14 protein-coding genes are annotated in these 16,688 nt (G+C 70.4%); 4 read left to right on the forward strand and 10 right to left on the reverse strand.

Annotated features, from left to right (window positions below):
• Positions 1 to 143: 143 nt before the first annotated feature.
• A complete protein-coding gene (locus C8E87_RS11850) occupies positions 144 to 1,046 on the reverse strand; it encodes an NUDIX domain-containing protein (protein WP_133873149.1) in 903 nt (300 codons plus the stop codon).
• Positions 1,043 to 2,002, reverse strand: coding sequence for an NUDIX domain-containing protein (locus tag C8E87_RS11855; RefSeq protein ID WP_133873150.1), 960 nt, complete (start codon positions 2,000 to 2,002; stop codon positions 1,043 to 1,045). Before C8E87_RS11855 ends, C8E87_RS11850 begins: the two co-directional genes overlap by 4 nt.
• Before the next feature lie 204 nt (positions 2,003 to 2,206).
• Between C8E87_RS11855 and C8E87_RS11860 the strand changes: the two genes are divergently transcribed.
• Positions 2,207 to 2,614: a PspC domain-containing protein gene (locus C8E87_RS11860; RefSeq protein WP_133873151.1), complete on the forward strand. Its 408-nt coding sequence runs from the start codon at positions 2,207 to 2,209 to the stop codon at positions 2,612 to 2,614.
• Positions 2,615 to 2,684: 70 nt separating this feature from the next.
• Here C8E87_RS11860 and guaA read toward each other — a convergent pair whose 3' ends face one another.
• The 3 genes from guaA to C8E87_RS11875 form a co-directional block, all read right to left on the reverse strand.
• Complete coding sequence (guaA, locus tag C8E87_RS11865; RefSeq protein ID WP_133873152.1) at positions 2,685 to 4,232, reverse strand: glutamine-hydrolyzing GMP synthase; 1,548 nt, start codon at positions 4,230 to 4,232, stop codon at positions 2,685 to 2,687.
• Positions 4,233 to 4,290: 58 nt separating this feature from the next.
• On the reverse strand, positions 4,291 to 5,595 hold the full coding sequence (locus C8E87_RS11870; protein ID WP_133873153.1) for a S8 family serine peptidase: 1,305 nt from the start codon (positions 5,593 to 5,595) through the stop codon (positions 4,291 to 4,293).
• Positions 5,596 to 5,699: 104 nt separating this feature from the next.
• A complete protein-coding gene (locus C8E87_RS11875; protein WP_133873154.1) occupies positions 5,700 to 7,511 on the reverse strand; it encodes a S8 family serine peptidase in 1,812 nt (603 codons plus the stop codon).
• Between the two features lie 131 nt (positions 7,512 to 7,642).
• Between C8E87_RS11875 and C8E87_RS11880 the strand changes: the two genes are divergently transcribed.
• Positions 7,643 to 8,710 carry an LCP family protein gene (locus tag C8E87_RS11880; protein ID WP_133873155.1) on the forward strand — a complete coding sequence of 356 codons (1,068 nt, stop codon included), beginning with the start codon at positions 7,643 to 7,645 and terminating at the stop codon, positions 8,708 to 8,710.
• A gap of 2 nt (positions 8,711 to 8,712) precedes the next feature.
• Here the strand turns inward: C8E87_RS11880 and C8E87_RS11885 are convergent, their stop codons facing one another.
• Genes C8E87_RS11885 through guaB form a run of 3 tightly spaced genes read right to left on the reverse strand, consistent with a single transcriptional unit; the run spans position 8,713 to position 12,813 of the window.
• Positions 8,713 to 10,128, reverse strand: coding sequence for a M1 family metallopeptidase (locus C8E87_RS11885; RefSeq protein WP_133873156.1), 1,416 nt, complete (start codon positions 10,126 to 10,128; stop codon positions 8,713 to 8,715).
• A 20-nt stretch (positions 10,129 to 10,148) separates the two neighbouring features.
• The gene (locus tag C8E87_RS11890; RefSeq protein ID WP_133873157.1) at positions 10,149 to 11,267 is read right to left on the reverse strand and encodes a GuaB3 family IMP dehydrogenase-related protein; all 1,119 of its coding nucleotides are present in this window, start codon (positions 11,265 to 11,267) and stop codon (positions 10,149 to 10,151) included.
• 58 nt (positions 11,268 to 11,325) lie between these two features.
• Positions 11,326 to 12,813, reverse strand: a complete 1,488-nt coding sequence (gene guaB, locus C8E87_RS11895) for an IMP dehydrogenase (RefSeq protein WP_133873158.1) — start codon at positions 12,811 to 12,813, stop codon at positions 11,326 to 11,328.
• A 121-nt stretch (positions 12,814 to 12,934) separates the two neighbouring features.
• Between guaB and C8E87_RS11900 the strand changes: the two genes are divergently transcribed.
• On the forward strand, positions 12,935 to 13,336 hold the full coding sequence (locus C8E87_RS11900) for a DUF5319 domain-containing protein (RefSeq protein WP_133873159.1): 402 nt from the start codon (positions 12,935 to 12,937) through the stop codon (positions 13,334 to 13,336).
• A gap of 153 nt (positions 13,337 to 13,489) precedes the next feature.
• Here the strand turns inward: C8E87_RS11900 and C8E87_RS11905 are convergent, their stop codons facing one another.
• Positions 13,490 to 14,341: a response regulator transcription factor gene (locus tag C8E87_RS11905; protein WP_133873160.1), complete on the reverse strand. Its 852-nt coding sequence runs from the start codon at positions 14,339 to 14,341 to the stop codon at positions 13,490 to 13,492.
• Between the two features lie 231 nt (positions 14,342 to 14,572).
• Here C8E87_RS11905 and C8E87_RS11910 point away from each other — a divergent pair, with 231 nt between their 5' ends.
• A complete protein-coding gene (locus tag C8E87_RS11910) occupies positions 14,573 to 14,962 on the forward strand; it encodes a WhiB family transcriptional regulator (RefSeq protein ID WP_133873161.1) in 390 nt (129 codons plus the stop codon).
• A 166-nt stretch (positions 14,963 to 15,128) separates the two neighbouring features.
• Here the strand turns inward: C8E87_RS11910 and C8E87_RS11915 are convergent, their stop codons facing one another.
• Positions 15,129 to 16,643 carry a molybdopterin-dependent oxidoreductase gene (locus C8E87_RS11915; RefSeq protein ID WP_438866048.1) on the reverse strand — a complete coding sequence of 505 codons (1,515 nt, stop codon included), beginning with the start codon at positions 16,641 to 16,643 and terminating at the stop codon, positions 15,129 to 15,131.
• Positions 16,644 to 16,688 lie beyond the last annotated feature (45 nt).

Consider the following 16,688-nt stretch of genomic DNA (forward strand, 5'->3'; position numbering starts at 1 on the left):
GTGGCCCGGTAGCCCGCCGCACATGCGGAGCCGGGAAAATTGCGGCTTACACCTTCGCATACCCGAACGATGTTGGCGAGCAGTCAATTCCGACGGCCCACCCCGCGGGACAGGCCACCTGATCACCTCTCCCCGGCCCGATTTTACCTCGCCTGTTCCGCACCGACGCGAGCTACGGCGTCGGCGGCCAGCTCCGTGAGACGCAGCCGCCTCGCCTCGGCCGGCGTGAACCAGCGCGCCTCCGCGGTCGATCCGCCCGCCTCCTCGGTCACCACAGGTACCGTCGGCAGGTCCACCTGGACCCTGAACAGCACCCGGATGACGTGCCAGTCGATCGGCACCCCTTCCGGCCCCAGAGCTGCGGGATCGTGCCGATGGGAGATGCCCAGCAGGCCGGTCGCGCGGCCACGCTGAGCGGTTTCCTCGAACAGTTCGCGGGTCAGCGCCGCCTCGGGTGTCTCGCCGTGGTCGGTGCCGCCGCCGGGCAGATGCCAGCGGCCGGCGCCGGGGTATCCCTCGGCGATCCGGGTGAGCAAGATCCGCCCGTTCGGGTCCGTCGCCACCCCGTACGCGCCGAAACGCTGCACCCGCGACGGACGTGACAGTTCCTCGTCTTCGTCCGGTTTGTCGGAGACGGCCGCGGAGCCGCCCAGCATGGCCGATGTGAACGACATCAGCGGAAGCTCGGCGATACGGGCGGAAGTCACCCATTCGACCGACTCGGTAGTGCCGCCGACCTCGGGCCGCAGGGCTCCTCCGGTCACCGAGACGTCGTAGACGATGCGATCCGTGTGCTCGAGGTCGCCACCGGGTAGCCGGAAGACGTCCGCGGTGACGGCGTGCAGTGCCTCGATCCGTACGGACAGACCGGTCTCCTCACCGAATTCGCGCACCACCGCGGCATCCGGGTGCTCCCCCTGCTCGACGCCGCCGCCGGGCAGGGTCCAGAGGCCGGGGAACTCGCTCAGCGGCGAGTTCCGGGCGAGCAGCACCCGCCCAGAATCGTCGCGACAGATCCCGTACGCCCCGACTCGCCTGATCTTCACCGGGACCAGATTAGTCCCGCCTTGCGCAGCGCCTCGGCCGTCACCTCGGTGAGCTCGTCCTCGGGCAGGTCGGCGACCTGCTTGACCGGAACCCAACGGGCCTCGGAGGTGGAGCCGCCGACATCCCTGATCTCGACGTCGGTGGGCCTGTCGACGATCACCCGGTAGAAGGCGCGTACGCCGTGCCAGTCGATCGGGTAGCCCTCGGGGCCGAGCGAGGCGGCGTCGCGGTGGCTGGCCACGCCGAGCAGTTCGACCAGCCGGCCCTCCTGCCCCGTCTCCTCGACCAGCTCGCGGATCAGGGCGGTGCCGGGTTGCTCGCCGTAGTCCGTGCCGCCGCCGGGCAGGTGCCAGCGGCCCTCGCCGGGATAACCCGGGGCGATCCGGGTCAGCAGCAGGCTGGCGTCGTGCGGGTCGGTGGCGATGGCGTACGCCGCGAAGCGCTGAGCGCGGTGCAGCCCGTCCGGCCCGGGATGGGCGTAGAACGACGGGAAGGTCGGCGCCGTGTCGGGGCGCAGGTCGGCCGAGGCGCTGCCGAGCCCGAGCGCGTCCGCCGTGAACTGCCGGAGCTTGAGGCGCTCGGCCTCGGCGAGCGTGTGCCACCGGGCCAGGTCGGTGGGGTGGCCGACCCGGTCCACGATCGTTCCACCGCGGATCGACACCGAGTAGATGAGCCGGTCGGTGTGGATGGTGACGCCACGGTGCGGCAGCGAACGCATGTCGGCCAGCACGTCGCGCAGCCCGGTGACGGCGACCGAGAGCCCGGTCTCGGCGGCCGTCTCGCGGACGACGGTGTGATTCGGGTCCTCGCCGTGATCGACGGCGCCACCGGGCAACGACCAGACGCCCGGCGTACCGGACTTGCTGGAGGCGCGCACGAGCAGCACCCGGCCGTCGTCATCAGTGGCGACGGCGTAGGCAGCGATCCGGCGGAGCGGTTCCAGTGCGGGGGTCACGGGCGGCATTCTGCCCGGAATATGTTAAGTCCAGAAAACGTCTGTCGGATTCCTGACAGGTGGTTCGCGCTGCGTAATCGCTGATCAGAGCAGCATTAGGCACATTCGGCCCTCGATCCACTACAATGCGTAATGGGCATCTCAGGGTCGGTATCCGGGGGCTCACCGAGGTCGCCGGGGCCCTTCCGGGGCCACCATGGGGACATGACACAGCTCCCCGACGGCGGCCTCCAGACCCCGTACAAGCAACTCCGCCGGCCTCTCGACGACCGCCTCGCCGCGGGCGTCTGCAGCGGTGTCGGGCGCTACTTCGGCGTCGACCCGGTGCTCGTGCGCGTCGGCTTCGTGCTGCTCGCCGTGATCACCGCGGGCGCGGCGCTGCTCGCCTATCCCATCATGTGGTTCCTGATGCCCGAGGACTCGGTGGGCGCCTGGAACGCCGCCACCACGACCCCATGGAACGAGAGCACCCCGGACGCCTGGAACCCGAGCACCCCCGGCACCTCGGCCGAGGGCACCTCGAACGCCTGGAACCCGAGCGCTCCGGGCAGCCCGGACGCTTCGAACCCCGGCGCCCCGGGCACATCCAACGACGGCACCCCGAACGCCTGAAACATCAGCGCCCCGGCGCCTCACAAAAGAGGCGCCCCGAACGACGGCACCACCGAGATCCGAGACCGCGTCACTCCCACTCGATGGTGCCCGGCGGCTTGCTCGTGACGTCGAGGACGACCCGGTTGACCTCGCGCACCTCGTTGGTGATCCGGGTCGAGATCTTCGCGATCACGTCGTAGGGCAGGCGCGACCAGTCGGCGGTCATCGCGTCCTCGCTGGAGACCGGCCGCAGCACGACCGGGTGCCCGTACGTCCGGCCGTCGCCCTGCACGCCGACGCTGCGCACGTCGGCCAGCAGGACCACCGGGAACTGCCACACGTCACGGTCGAGGCCGGCGGCGGTCAGTTCCTCGCGCGCGATCAGGTCCGCCGCACGCAGCAGGTCGAGGCGTTCCCGGTCGACCGCGCCGATGATGCGGATGGCCAGGCCGGGACCTGGGAACGGGTGCCGGTGGACCATCTCGTCGGGCAGGCCCAGCGCCGAGCCGAGGGCACGCACCTCGTCCTTGAACAGGGTGCGAAGCGGCTCGATGAGCGCGAACTGCAGGTCGTCGGGGAGGCCGCCCACGTTGTGGTGGGACTTGATGTTGGCCGTGCCGGTGCCGCCGCCGGACTCGACGACGTCGGGATAGAGCGTGCCCTGCACCAGGAACTCGATGTGCCGCTCGGCGTCGAGCTCGCGGGCAGCGCCCTCGAACGCGCGGATGAACTCGCGTCCGATGATCTTGCGCTTCTGTTCCGGGTCGGTGACGCCGGCCAGGTGCCCCAGGAACGTGTCGGCCGCGTCGACCACCTTGAGCCGGATGCCGGTGGCGGCGACGTAGTCCTTTTCCACCTGCTCGGCCTCGCCCGCGCGCAGGAGGCCGTGGTCGACGAAGACACAGGTCAGCTGGTCGCCGATCGCCTTGTGAACGAGCGCGGCGGCCACCGCCGAGTCGACGCCGCCGGACAGCCCGCAGATCACCTGCTTGTCGCCGACCTGCTCGCGGATCGCGGCCACCTGGTCGTCGATGATGTTGCCCGGCGTCCAGGTCGGCTCGATGCCGGCGATGTCGTACAGGAAACGCTTGAGCATTTCCTGACCCTGCTCGGTATGCGCCACCTCGGGGTGGAACTGCACGCCGGCGCGACGGGCCGTGAGGTCCTCGAAAGCGGCCACGGGCGCGCCCGGCGTCGAAGCGGTGACCGCGAAGCCCTGCGGCGCCACGGCCACGCTGTCGCCGTGGCTCATCCAGACCGGCAGGTCGTCGGGCAGCTCGCGCAGCAGCGTGCCGCCCTGGGCGGTCAGGTGGGTGCGCCCGTACTCCCGCGAGCCGGTGTGCGCGACAGTGCCGCCGAGCGCCTGAGCCATCGCCTGGAAGCCGTAACAGATGCCGAAGACCGGCACCTCGTTGTCGAACAGCTTGGCGTCGAGCACGGGCGCGCCGGGCTCGTAGACGCTGGACGGGCCGCCGGACAGGATGATGGCGGCCGGGTCCTTGGCCAGCATCTCGGCGACGGGCATCGAGTGCGGGACAATCTCGGAATAGACCCGCGCCTCACGGACACGGCGGGCGATCAGCTGGGCGTACTGGGCGCCGAAGTCGACGACGAGAACCGGGCGGGGAGTACTCACCCGCCGAGTTTACCGTTGACGACCCGTACGTTCCCGGCCCGGTCGACCGCTCGAACCTTCACCGTACGTGCTCGTCCGGGCACCGTGAACTTGCGGACGCAGCCGCCGTACGGGCAGTGACCCTGCCGTTCACGACCAGCTCGAGCCGAGCCACGCCGGACTGGTCGGCGGCACGCGCGGTGAAGGTCCGGCCCTTCCTGACCAGCCGGAGCGTGGGCGCGGTGTTGTCGGCGCGCACGTTCCGGCGTACGACGGTCAGGTTGCCCTTGCGGTCGTAGGCGCGCAGCTCCAGCGGCACCAGGCCCGTACGGGGTGCTGACTGCCATGTGAACGAGTACGGCGCGGTGGTGTCGGTGGCGATCAGGCGGCCGCCGGCGAACAACTGCACCCGGGAGACGCCGTGCTGGTCGGCCGCCGTGGCGGGAATCGTGACCCGGCCGCGCATGATCGAGCGGAGGGCGCCGAACGCGGCCGCGGGACGGGTGACGTCGCCGTCGTACGGCAGGGCCCGCAGCGCCGCAGCCGCGTCGACACGACCCGAGGGCCGGGACCGGGTCGAGATCAACGCGGTGCGGATCCGGGCCGCCGTGGGCGCCGGGTCGGTCGACGCGAGCAATGCTGCCACCCCTGCGACGAACGGCGTCGCCGACGAGGTGCCGCAGTACTGCCCGATGGCGCCCGAGGGGCCCTGGGCGGGGTTGCAGCCGGGCGCGGTGACGCCGACCCAGCTGCCGTGGTTGGACCAGCTGTAGCGCGCGCCGGTTGCCGTGACACCGCCGACCGCGAGCACGCCCGGAATCGCCGCCGGATAGTGCGCTACCGAGACGCCGCTGTTGCCGGCGGCGGCCACCACCAGGGCGCCCTTGCTCTCGGCGTAGGCGACAGCGTCGCGCAGCAGCGGGCTGTCGTCCGCCCCGCCCAGCGAGAGGCTGATCACCGCCGCGCCCCGGTCGGCGGCGTAGCGGATGCCCAGGGCGATGTCGGTGTAGCTCCCGCCGCCCTTGGCGTTGAGCACCTTGACCGGCAGGATCCGGCAGTTCCCGCAGACACCGTCGACGCCTGCGCGGTTTCCGGCGGCCGCGGCGACCACGGTGGCGGCCATCGTGCCGTGCCCGTTGTCGTCGGCCGCGTTGTCGTCGTGGTTGACGAAGTCGCGCCCGGGCAGCAGGCGGCCGGCCAGGTCGGGCAGCGGGCTCACGCCGGTGTCGACCACCGCGACGATCACCCGGGAGGCGCCGCGGGTGGCCTTCCAGGCCTCGGTGACGCGGGCCTGGGCCAGGCCGGGCTGCGCGACGGCGGCCTCGGCGGGCGCCCCGACGAGCATCGAGCCGGCCGCGACCAGACCGGCGAGCAGCGTACGCATGCTGACGACCTCACAAAACGAAGGAGCCGGCCCATGTGGCCGGCTCCTTCACGTTCGGTCTTCTGCTCGATCACCCGGTTGGTTCGCCGGTGCGATCCGGTTGTTCAGCGGGTGTAGCTGTACTTGCTGGACAGGGCCGAGTTGCCGGCCTTGTCGTACACGCGCACCTGCACCGTGAACTTCTTCGGCACCGCCGAGGTGGCGAACACGAAGGCCGCGGTGTTCGTGTGCTTCTGGGCCACCTTGCCGTTGATCAGCAGCTCGAAGCGGTTGAGGCCGATCGCGTCGGCACCGGTGTACTTGATCGTCACCTTGCCGCTGAGCTTCTTGCCGCTCTTGGGCGCCGAGGTGATCCGTACGGTCGGCTTCACGTTGTCGATCGTGATGTTGTGCGCGATGACCTTGCTGTTGCCGGCCCGGTCGAACATGCGCAGCTCGATCTTGGTCGAGCCCTTGAGCGTGCCGAAGTTGTAGCTGACGCCGAACGGGGCGACCCGGCTGGAGCCGACGAACTTGTTGTTGACCCAGAGCGTCACCGCCCGGATGCCGGAACGGTCGTCCTTGAGGTTCACCGGGGTGACCGAGAAGGTGCCCCGCTTGTATGAGCCCTTGGGCGGGGTGATGCCGGTGGCCGTCGGCGCCTTGACGTCGGTCGGCACGTGCAGCGAGGCCGGGATGTCGACCAGGCCGTAGTTGACCCCGCCGTTGGCGAGCTTCCGCTTGGAGGCGCCGTTGTAGATCGCGTTGGCCAGCGACCAGCCGCTGTAGCTGGGGTTGAGCGATTTGATCAGGGCGGCCGCGCCGGCCACGATCGGCGACGAGAACGACGTGCCCTGGATCCCGGTGCTGTAGTTGCCGAACCGGTCCATGCTCAGCACGGTGCCCGGGGCGGCCACGTCGACCCACTTGTCGCCCGCCTTGTTGTACGACGAGAACGCCGAACGGGTCGTGGTGCCGGAGGTGCAGTCGGGGTCGGAGGCGAACGCCGGGCAGCGGTTGGTCGCGGCAACGGTGAGCACATCGCCGTAGGCGGCCGGGTACTGCTTCACGGTGTTGCCCGCGTTGCCCGCGGCCGCCACCACGAGGGCGCCGTTCATGTTCGCGTAGGCCACCGCGTCGGACAGCACCTTGGTCGACTGCGGCGAGCCGAGCGACAGGTTCAGGATGCGCGCGCCCTTCTGGACGGCGTAGATGATGCCCTGCGCGACGTCGCTGTCCCAGCCGCTGCCGTCGGAGTCGAGCACCTTGACCGGCAGGATCTTGCAGGTCCAGCAGACGCCGGCCATGCCCTCGCCGTTGTTGCCACGAGCGGCGATCAGGGCGGCGACGGCCGTGCCGTGGCCCTCGTCGTCGGCCGGGTTGGCGTCGCCGTTGACGAAGTCGTAGCCGGGCACGGTCACGCCGGCCAGGTCCTCGACGGCGGCCACGCCCGTGTCGATCACGGCAACGGTGACCGGGCTTCCGCCGCCGGTCGTCTCGTCCCAGGCCAGCGGGGCCTTGACCGTGTACATCTCGTTCTGCAGCCTGAACGACGGGTCGTTCGGCGTCGTGTCGAACGCCTTGACCTGCACGTCCTGCTGGACATAAGCCACGTTCGGGTCGTTGCGCAGCGCCGAGATGGTCGCTTCGCTGCGGGCCGACGGCACAGACACGCGGGAGGCATTGATGGCGGACAGGGCCGCGGTGGCTTCACCGGCGGTGGTCACGCGCGCACCCGCGGCAGACAGGGTCTGACTCGCGGCGCTGCGGTCGGCGCCGAGCTTGTACCCGACGACGAGGCGGACGGCCGACGGTGACGATGAGGCCGTGACCTTCTCGTTGTCGGCAGCCAGCGCCCAGGTGGTCACGCTCGTCATGGAAACGACGACCGCGGTGGAGATGAGACCGACGGTGATCCGTCGCTTGGTGAGCTTCATTGAAGCGTTTGCCTCCCCCGTTGATTCGCGGCGGTCAGCGTACGGGCGAACACACGGAAAGCAATGACCAGTTTCACATTGCGAGATCAGCAGAGATTGAGCTGCGGATCATGCTCGCCTACTGTTCCGGCATGCGGAACAAGAGGCTCGGACCCGTGATCGGCGCGGCGGTCGTCGTGGCGCTCGCCGCCGGAGGTGGCATCGCGTGGGCCGTCAGGTCGGGATCGGACAAGCCCGCGGCGACGCCGATCGTGCCGGCCCCGCCCTCGGCCTCGACCGTGCCCACCAGCCCGCCGCCCCCGCCGGGAGCCGACATCACCGGGCCGCTCGACCTGGTGCTCGTCGGCGTCGACACCCGCGTCTCGATCCCGGGCTGGGAACCGCACGCCGACGCCATCATGCTGCTGCACGTCGAGCCGGGGCTCGACGCGGCGTACCTCTATTCGATTCCAAGGGACACCCGGGTGCCGGTCCCCGGGCACGGCACCCGCAAGATCACCGAAGCGATGAGCCTGGGCTCCCGGGTCGCGGGCAGCAAGGAGCCGGACGTCGGAAAGGGTTACGAGCTGCTGACCCGGGCCCTCAGCGGCTACACCGGCATCAAGGAGTTCCAGGCCGGCGCGATCCTCAACTTCGGCGGGTTGGCCCGGCTGACCGACCAGCTCGGCGGGGTCGACCTGGTGATCGATCAGACGGTCAAGTCACGGCACCGCAAGCCGGACGGCTCGCTCCGGCCGCTGCGCGGTGGCGACTACATCGGTCCGCAGGCCGTCTATCAAAAGGGTCGCCGGCACCTCGTCGGCTGGCAGGCGATCGACTACGCCCGGCAGCGCTACGGCCTGCCGGACGGCGACTACGACCGGCAACGGCATCAGCGCCAGCTCGTCACGGCGCTGCTGGCCAAGGCGCTCGAGCAGGGACTGCCCACCGACCCGGACAAGGTGGATCAGCTGATCGGGGCGCTCGGGGACACGTTGGTGTACCTCGGCGGGCGCGAACCGGTCGAATACGCGTACGCGTTGCGCGATCTGTCGCCCGAGAAGATCACCCGCGTCAGCCTGCCCGGCAACGGGGTCGGCCGGGGCAGCGGCTACCTCGGCGAGCGGCTCACCGCCGAGGGGCGTGGTTTCCTCAAGGCCGTCGCGCAGGACAAGGCCGCCGCCTATCTGGCGAGCCACCCCAAGCTCGTGGACAAATAGCGTCAGGGCCTGGCCGGCTTCTCCGTCGAGAACAGCCAGGCCTGGAACAGGTCGTCGAGCTGCTTGCCGGAGATCTCCTCGGCCATCGCGATCAGGTCGTCGGTGTCGGCGTTGCCGTCCTTGTGCTCGCTGGTCCAGCGCTGGAGCAGCTGGTCGAACGCCTGATCGCCGATGGCCTTACGCAGCGCGAACACCGTCATGCCGCCACGTTGATAGACGGCGTGGCTGAAGATGCGGCTCGCCCCCGGGTTGCCGGCCTCACCGGGCTGGTTCCACGGGTACGAGTTGTAGACGTTGTCGAAGCTCGCCTGCACACTGGCGCGGCCCGAGTGCTCGGCCCACAGCCACTCCGCGTACGTCGCGAAGCCCTCGTTGAGCCAGATGTCCTGCCACTTCTCGAGGGCCACGCTGTCGCCGAACCACTGGTGGGCCAGCTCGTGGGCGACCACACCCTCGTTGGCGCCGCCGGTGAAGAAGGCGGGACCGTAGACCGGGCGGCTCTGCGTCTCGAGCGCGTACCCGATGCGCTGGTCGTCCACCGCGACCCCGCCGTTGGCGTCGAACGGGTAGGGACCGAACTTCGTGGCCAGGAAGTCGGTGATCTCGGCCGTCCTGGCCAGCGACTGTGCGGCGGGACCGTTCACGGGCAGCTTCTCGGAGACCGCGACGACCATCGGCTTGCCGTTGTGCGTGCTGGTGGTCACCCGGTACTGCCCGATCACCACCATCGCCAGGTAACTCGCCATCGGCGCGCTCTCCGACCAGGTCCACGTCGTCCAGCCGCCGGTGGAGCGCCGCGGGCCGGGCACGCCGTTGCTGATCGCCTCGACGCCCTCGGGCACGGTCATCTCGAGCTTGAAGGTGGCCTTGTCACGCGGGTGGTCGTTGACCGGGAACCACGTGCTGGCCGACTCGGGCTGCCCCAGCGCGACGGCGCCCTGCGGGTTCTTGAGCCAGCCGCCGTCGCCGAGCACCGCGTTGTGGAACTGGCTGGGCTCGCCGCCGTACTCGATCACGGTGGTGAACGCCTGCCCGGTGCGGATGCCGGCGGCCGGGGTGACGGTCAGCTCGGCGCCCGCGGCCGACGAGCTCGCCCGTACGCCGTCGACCGTCACGTTCCGGACGGCCAGCTTGGACAGGTCGAGGTTGAACCGGGACAGGTCCTGCTTCGCGGTGGCGGTGATCGTCGCCGTGCCGGTGAGCTTGCCGTCGCGCGGGTCGTACCGCAGCTTCAGGTCGTAACCGGCGACGTCGTAACCGCCGTTGCCGTACTTCGGAAAGTACGGGTCGCCGATGCCCTCCGCGCCGGGGCCGAAAGCCGGCGCGGAGGACGTGGCCGGCGCCGGCTCGTCGTCGGTGGAACAGCCGGTCACCGCCAGCACGACACACAGAACACCGGCCACACCCGTACGCCTCATGGCGCGAGGTTAGCTCGGGGTCACTTGTCGAGAACGAGCGCTACCTTCTGGAACTCCTTGAGGTCGCGATAGCCGCACTTGGCCATCGCCCGCCGCAGCCCGCCGAAGAGGTTGAGCTGGCCGTCGGGCCGGTCGGCCGGGCCGTAGAGCAGTTCCTCGAGCGTGCCGTCGGGCTCGCCGGCGATGCAGAACCCGCCGCGCGGAAGCTGCGGGTGGCTCGCTGAGGAGTGCCACCAGGCGCCACCGGCGGGCGCGCCCTCGGCCAGCGAGAGCGGCTCGCCGAGCATCACCGCGTCGGCGCCGCAGCCGATCGCCTTCGCGATGTCACCCGACGTCGAGATGCCGCCGTCGGCGATCAGGTGCACATACCGGCCGCCGGTCTCGTCGAGGTAGTCGCGGCGGGCGGCCGCGGCGTCGGCGATCGCGCTGGCCATCGGCACCCGGATGCCGAGCACGGTGTCGGTGGTCGACCACTCGTCGGCGCCGACCCCGACGATCACCCCGGCCGCACCCGTTCGCATGAGGTGCAGCGCGGTCTTGTAATCGGTGCAGCCGCCGACGATGACCGGCAGGTCGAGGTCGGCGATGAACTCCTTGAGGTTCAGCGGCTCGTCCGTCGTGGACACGTGCTCGGCGCTGACCAGGGTGCCCTGGATGACGAGCAGGTCGACCCCGGCGTCGAGAACCACCGGCGCGAGCGCGAGGGTGTGCTGCGGCGACACCCGGACGGCGACAGTTACGCCGCCCTCGCGCATCGCCCGCACCCGCTCGGCGATCAGCTCCGGCTTGATCGGTTCGGAGTAGACCTCCTGCAGGCGCCGGGTGGCGTCGGCGTCCTCGTCGAGCGAGGCCAGTTCCTCCAGGATCTTGGTCGGGTCCTCGTAGCGCGTCCACAGGCCCTCGGCGTTGAGCACGCCCAGGCCGCCGAGGCGGCCCAGGGCGATCGCGGACTCCGGGCTCATGGTCGCGTCGGACGGGTGTGCGACGCAGGGGATCTTGAAGGGGTAGGCGTCGACGCGCCACTCGGTGGACACGTCGTCCACGTCGCGGGTGCGGCGGCTCGGGACGATGGCGATGTCGTCCAGGTGGTATCCGCGCTGAGCGGTCTTGCCGAGACCGATCTCCACGACGTCACGCATAATGTTTCAGCCCTTCAGGTCGTTCTATGGGCGGGGGGTGGGGAGGTGGACGTCTTCTCTAGCGGGAGTGGTAGTTCGGGGCCTCGACCGTCATCTGGATGTCGTGCGGGTGGCTTTCCTTCAGACCCGCAGCGGTAATCCTGATGAGCTGCCCGCGCTGCTGCAAGTCGGGGATGGTCTCGGCTCCGGCGTAACCCATCGCGAGCCGGACACCACCGACGAGCTGGGCCACCACGCGCGAGAGCGGGCCGCGGTAGGGAACCTGGCCCTCGACGCCCTCGGGAACGAGTTTCTCCTCCGGCACATCATGCTGGAAGTAGCGGTCCTTCGAGTACGACTTGGCCTGACCGCGTGACTGCATGGCGCCGAGCGAGCCCATGCCCCGGTACGACTTGTACTGCTTGCCGTTCACGAAGATGAGGTCGCCGGGGCTCTCTTCCGAGCCGGCCAGCAGGCCGCCCAGCATCACGGTCTCGGCGCCGGCCACGATCGCCTTGGCGATGTCGCCGCTGTACTGGATGCCGCCGTCGGCGATCACCGGAACGCCGAACGGCGCGCACGCGCGCTGCGCCTCCATCACCGCGGTGATCTGCGGGACGCCGACACCGGCCACGATGCGGGTCGTGCAGATGGCACCCGGACCGACACCCACCTTGACCGCGTCGGCGCCGGCCTCGGCCATCGCCTTGGCCCCGGCGTAGGTCGCGACGTTGCCGCCCACGATGTCGGTGGTGGTGTCGCGCTTGAGCCGGGCGATCATGTCGAGCACCTGGCGCTGGTGACCGTGCGAGGTGTCCACGATGATCACGTCGACACCCGCGTCGATCAGGCCGCGGGCCCGCTTGTAGGACTCGTCGCCGACACCCACCGCGGCGGCGACCCGCAGGCGGCCCTGCGCATCCTTCGTCGCGTTGGGGAACTGCTCGCTCTTGGTGAAGTCCTTCACCGTGATCAGGCCGCAGAGCTTGCCGCTGTCGTCGATCAACGGCAGCTTCTCGATCTTGTGCTGCTGGAGCAGAGCGAGCGCCTGGTCCTTGCTGACCCCGACCGGCGCCGTGATCAGCGGCATCTTGGTCATGACATCGCGGACCTTGGCCTCGGAGTCGGTCACGAAGCGCATGTCGCGGTTGGTCACGATGCCGACCAGGGTGCCGTCGGCGTCGGTGACCGGCACGCCCGAGATGCGGTAGCGGCCGCACAGCTGGTCGACCTGGCGCAGCGTGTCGTCGGGGCTGCAGGTGACCGGGTTGGTGATCATGCCGGACTCGGAGCGCTTCACCAGGTCGACCTGGGCCGCCTGGTCCTCCGGGGAGAGGTTGCGGTGCAGCACGCCGATGCCGCCCTCGCGGGCCATGGCGATCGCCATGCGGGCCTCGGTGACGGTGTCCATCGCGGCCGACAGCAGCGGGATCGTCAGGTCGATATTGCGGGTGAGCCGTGTGTTCGTGTTGACCCGGCTCGGCACGATGTCCGATTCGCCGGGCTGGAGGAGCACGTCGTCGAAGGTCAGACCGAGCGGAACCGTGCGGGCCGAGTCAGTTTCCACGGAGCATCCCTTAAGCCGGAAGACGGATGGTTCATCGTACCCATCCGTCGTCGGCCGCCCCGCGGGACGGACAGGACGTGCGGGCCAGCACACATCCGCCCGGGGTGAGTACGGTAAGGGGGTGCAAGAAGAGCCGATCGACCCGTTCAACGGCGACCCCACCGACCCGGCCGCCGGCCTCGACGACCTCAGCGAAGACGCCGAGGCCGAGCCGCTGACCGACGCCGAACGGCAGGATGTCCTCGAGGATCTCTCCGACCTGGAGATCTATCAGGCGCTTCTGAGCCCGACCGGCATCCGCGGCCTCGTCATCGAGTGTGAGGACTGCCACGAGCCGCACTATTTCGACTGGGATCTGCTCCGCGGCAATCTGCGGCATCTGCTCAGCAGCGGGCGTCCCCGGGTGCACGAGCCGGCCTACGACCCGGATCCCGATCACTACGTCACGTGGGAGTACGCGCGGGGCTACGCCGACGGCGTCCACGACACGCTGACCGAGGGCAACGAGGACGAAAAGGAATAAAAAAGGGGCTGAGCTGCTGGCTCCGCTTCGCTCCGCGGGCGACCGCCTTGAGAGGCCGGTGAGTTGGCAGTCGGTTTTCCGCCACCCGCAAACCCCGCGGGCGTCGAAAAACCGAGTGCCAACTCACCGGCGGCGGCCGCCGGGGGTCAGGCGTTACGCAACCAGCCCGGCCCGGAAGCCGGCCGCGACCGCGTGGGCGCGGTCACGGGCCCCGAGCTTCCGGAAGAGCCGCCGGGCGTGGGTCTTGACGGTGTCCTCCGAGACGAAGAGCTCCCGGCCGATCTCGGCGTTGCTCTTGCCGTCGGCCATCCCCCGCAGCACCTGCAGCTCGCGCTCGGTGAGCGTGAGCCGCCGCCCGGCGGGCGCCGGGTCGGCCACCCCGACCTGGGACTCGTTCCCGGGCCAGGCCACCATCGGCCGGCCGGTCGCCGGGTCGATCGGGGCGTCGCCACGCTGCGACGGCACCATCGGAGCGTTCGGTCCGAGCACGGCCGGCACCGCGGCGGCGTTCGGCGCCCCCATGGCGAGGCCGTTCTGATAGGCGGCGCGGGCCGCGGTCGAGTTGTTGTTGCGGGCACCGCCGGCCACCGCGGCCGGCTGGGCATTCGCTCCGTTGATCGGCATGCCCTGCGGGCGCACCGGGAGCAGCAGCAGGAGCAGCGCCTTGGCCACGACGCTGACCAGGTCGTGCTCGACGCCGCGGATGACACCACGGGCGCCGGCAGCGACGGCCGCCGCGGCCACCCGGGGGTCTTCGGCGCCGAAGAGCACCACCTGCGCCTGCGGCGCACGGGCGAGCACACGCCGGGTGAAGCCGACGCTGTCGGGACGAGTTACGGCGGTGTCAGCCAGGACCACTTCAGCCGGCCGTTCAGCCAGGCGGATCATGGCCTCGGTCTCGCTGACCGCTGTCCGGACGACGCCGGTCATGCCGAGCCGGGCCGCGGTGGACGCGACGGTCTGGGCCGCCAGCGGGGTACGGACGCACACGAGGACGGTACGCACAGTGATCCTCCTTCTCTCTCAGAGGAGATCACGCGAGGGCCGCAGCATTACGCGCTTTAGATGGAAAAAATGGGAAAGATCGGTATCAGTTGGTTGCCCGATGTCATGCGGCCTCAGAAGACATCGACATGTTGCGTGTGAGCCGGGGATCACCGGGGTAACACCGCGGCAGGCCTGAGCAAGGGCCCTCATGACGACACTCCGCGGTGCCGCGCGGGAGGAGGGTTTTTCATGTCGAACGTACGCAGACTGCCCGGGCCCATCGCCGACCTGTGGGACTGGCAGCGACTGGGCTTGTGCCGGGGCCGGGACAGTGCGCAGTTCTTCCACCCGGACGGCGAGCGCGGTTCGTCCCGCAACCGCCGCGAGGCCAAGGCCAAGAGCGTCTGCGGCGCGTGCCCGGTTCGGGCCGAATGCGCCGCGCACGCCCTCGCCGTCCGGGAGCCGTACGGGGTCTGGGGAGGTTTCAGCGAAGCGGAGCGGCTGCGGCTGCTCGCCGTCGGCTGGGAGGACCTCGCCGACCGTCATCACGGACGTGTCGACCTTGCTCGTCTCGAGGCCCGGCTGGGCCGGCCCCACAAGTCCGCCGTTCCCGCACAGCGGCAGGCGCCGGCGGCCTGACGCCGCCGGCCCGGCATCACCGTGACGATCCGGTCCCCTGTCGGGGGCCGGGCAACGTTGTCAGACGGCTCTTCTTCAACCGCATTGGTGGACATGCAAGCCACCGTATGAGCGACTTGCGCACGAACGACGGACCACTGGTGCGGCCTTCAAGCAACCGGCACGTTCACTCGACGGTGACGCTGATCTGATGCCATCCCGACGCCCCGTCGGGCGCGGGCGGGGCCGGCGTGCTGGTCTGCACGGCCCCCGCGCCGTCGGTCGCGCGTACCCGGAGTGTGTGCTCGCCCGCAGTCGCCGGCCACGACCAGCTCCACTGGCGCCAGGTGTCGCTGGAGACGGTGTCGGCCAGGCTCGCCTCGGACCAGGCCCCGCCGTCCACCTGAACTTCGACCTTGGTGATCCCGCGGTGCTGGGCCCACGCCACGCCGCCCACGACGACCGTGCCCGCCGGACGTCTGCCACCGTCGCGCGGCGTGTCGATCCGCGACTCGGTCTTGATCGGCCCCTGCGCCGACCAGCCCCGCGGCACCCAGTAGGCGTCGAAGTCGGAGAACCGCGTCAGCTCGATCTCCGTGATCCACTTGCAGGCGCTGACATAGCCATACAATCCCGGCACGACCATGCGTACGGGGAAACCGTGGGCGACCGGCAGCGGCTCACCGTTCATGCCGACCGCGAGCAGCGCATCCCGCCCGTCCATGAGCGCCGCGGTCGGGCTTCCGCAGGTCCAGCCGTCGATCGAGCGCTGCACCACCTGGTCGGCCCCCGGCAGCGGCCCCGCCTCCTCCAGCAGCTCGCGGATCGGGGCGCCCAGCCAGAGCGCGTTGCCGATCAGGTCGCCGCCGACCTCGTTCGAGACGCAGGCCAGCGTCACGTAGCGCTCGATCATCGGGCGTTGCAGCAGCTGTTCCCAGGTGATCGTGAACGGGTTGCGGACCATGCCGTGGATCCGCAGTTCCCAGGTCGCGGGGTCGACACGCGGCGGGATGAGCGCGGTGTCGATCCGATAGAAGTCCCTGTTGGGCGAGACGTACGGCGTCACCCCCGGCACCTGCACCCCCGCGGGCAGGGGCGGCGCGGTCTGACGGGCCGCGGGCAGCACCACCTCGCCACGGGCCGCGTTCACCGCCTGCCGTGAGGTCAGCCAGCGTCCGGCGAGCCCGGGGACAGCCGCCACGCCGGCCGCGATGCCCAGCCCCTTGAGAAAACCCCGACGGCCTTCCCCGTACGCGTCCTGACCGGCCCCCTGCTCCTCGGCCGCTCGGGTCAGCAGCAGCCGCAAGGTCCACACGGCGAGGGCCGCCCCTGCCACCGTGGGCAGCCAGGCGAACACCCCCGCGTCGTGCCGGGTCACCGCCGCCGCCACACCGACCGCCGCGAACAGCGCAATCCCGCCCACGGCCAGCCGCCACGACCGCAGCGCCACCACTCCGACGCCGTATGCGTACGCCGCGAGCAGCACCGACGTCCCCACGATCAGCGCCGTCTTGTCGTGCACGCCGAACACCCGTACGCCGAAATCCTTTACCGGCCCCGGCACGTTGTCGACCACCACGCCACCGACGGCGATCAGCGGTGCCGAGAGCGGCCCGGTAAGCACCGCCACCACTTCGGCCACACCCACGGCCACCGCGGCCGCCGCCACACCGGCCAGGCCCCCACGTACGGAAAGCTTCACGCCTCTCATCGTGCTCCGGGCGCGCGCGAACGACGACGGCCGAGG

This window comes from Paractinoplanes brasiliensis, from assembly GCF_004362215.1.
Taxonomy (GTDB): domain Bacteria; phylum Actinomycetota; class Actinomycetes; order Mycobacteriales; family Micromonosporaceae; genus Actinoplanes; species Actinoplanes brasiliensis.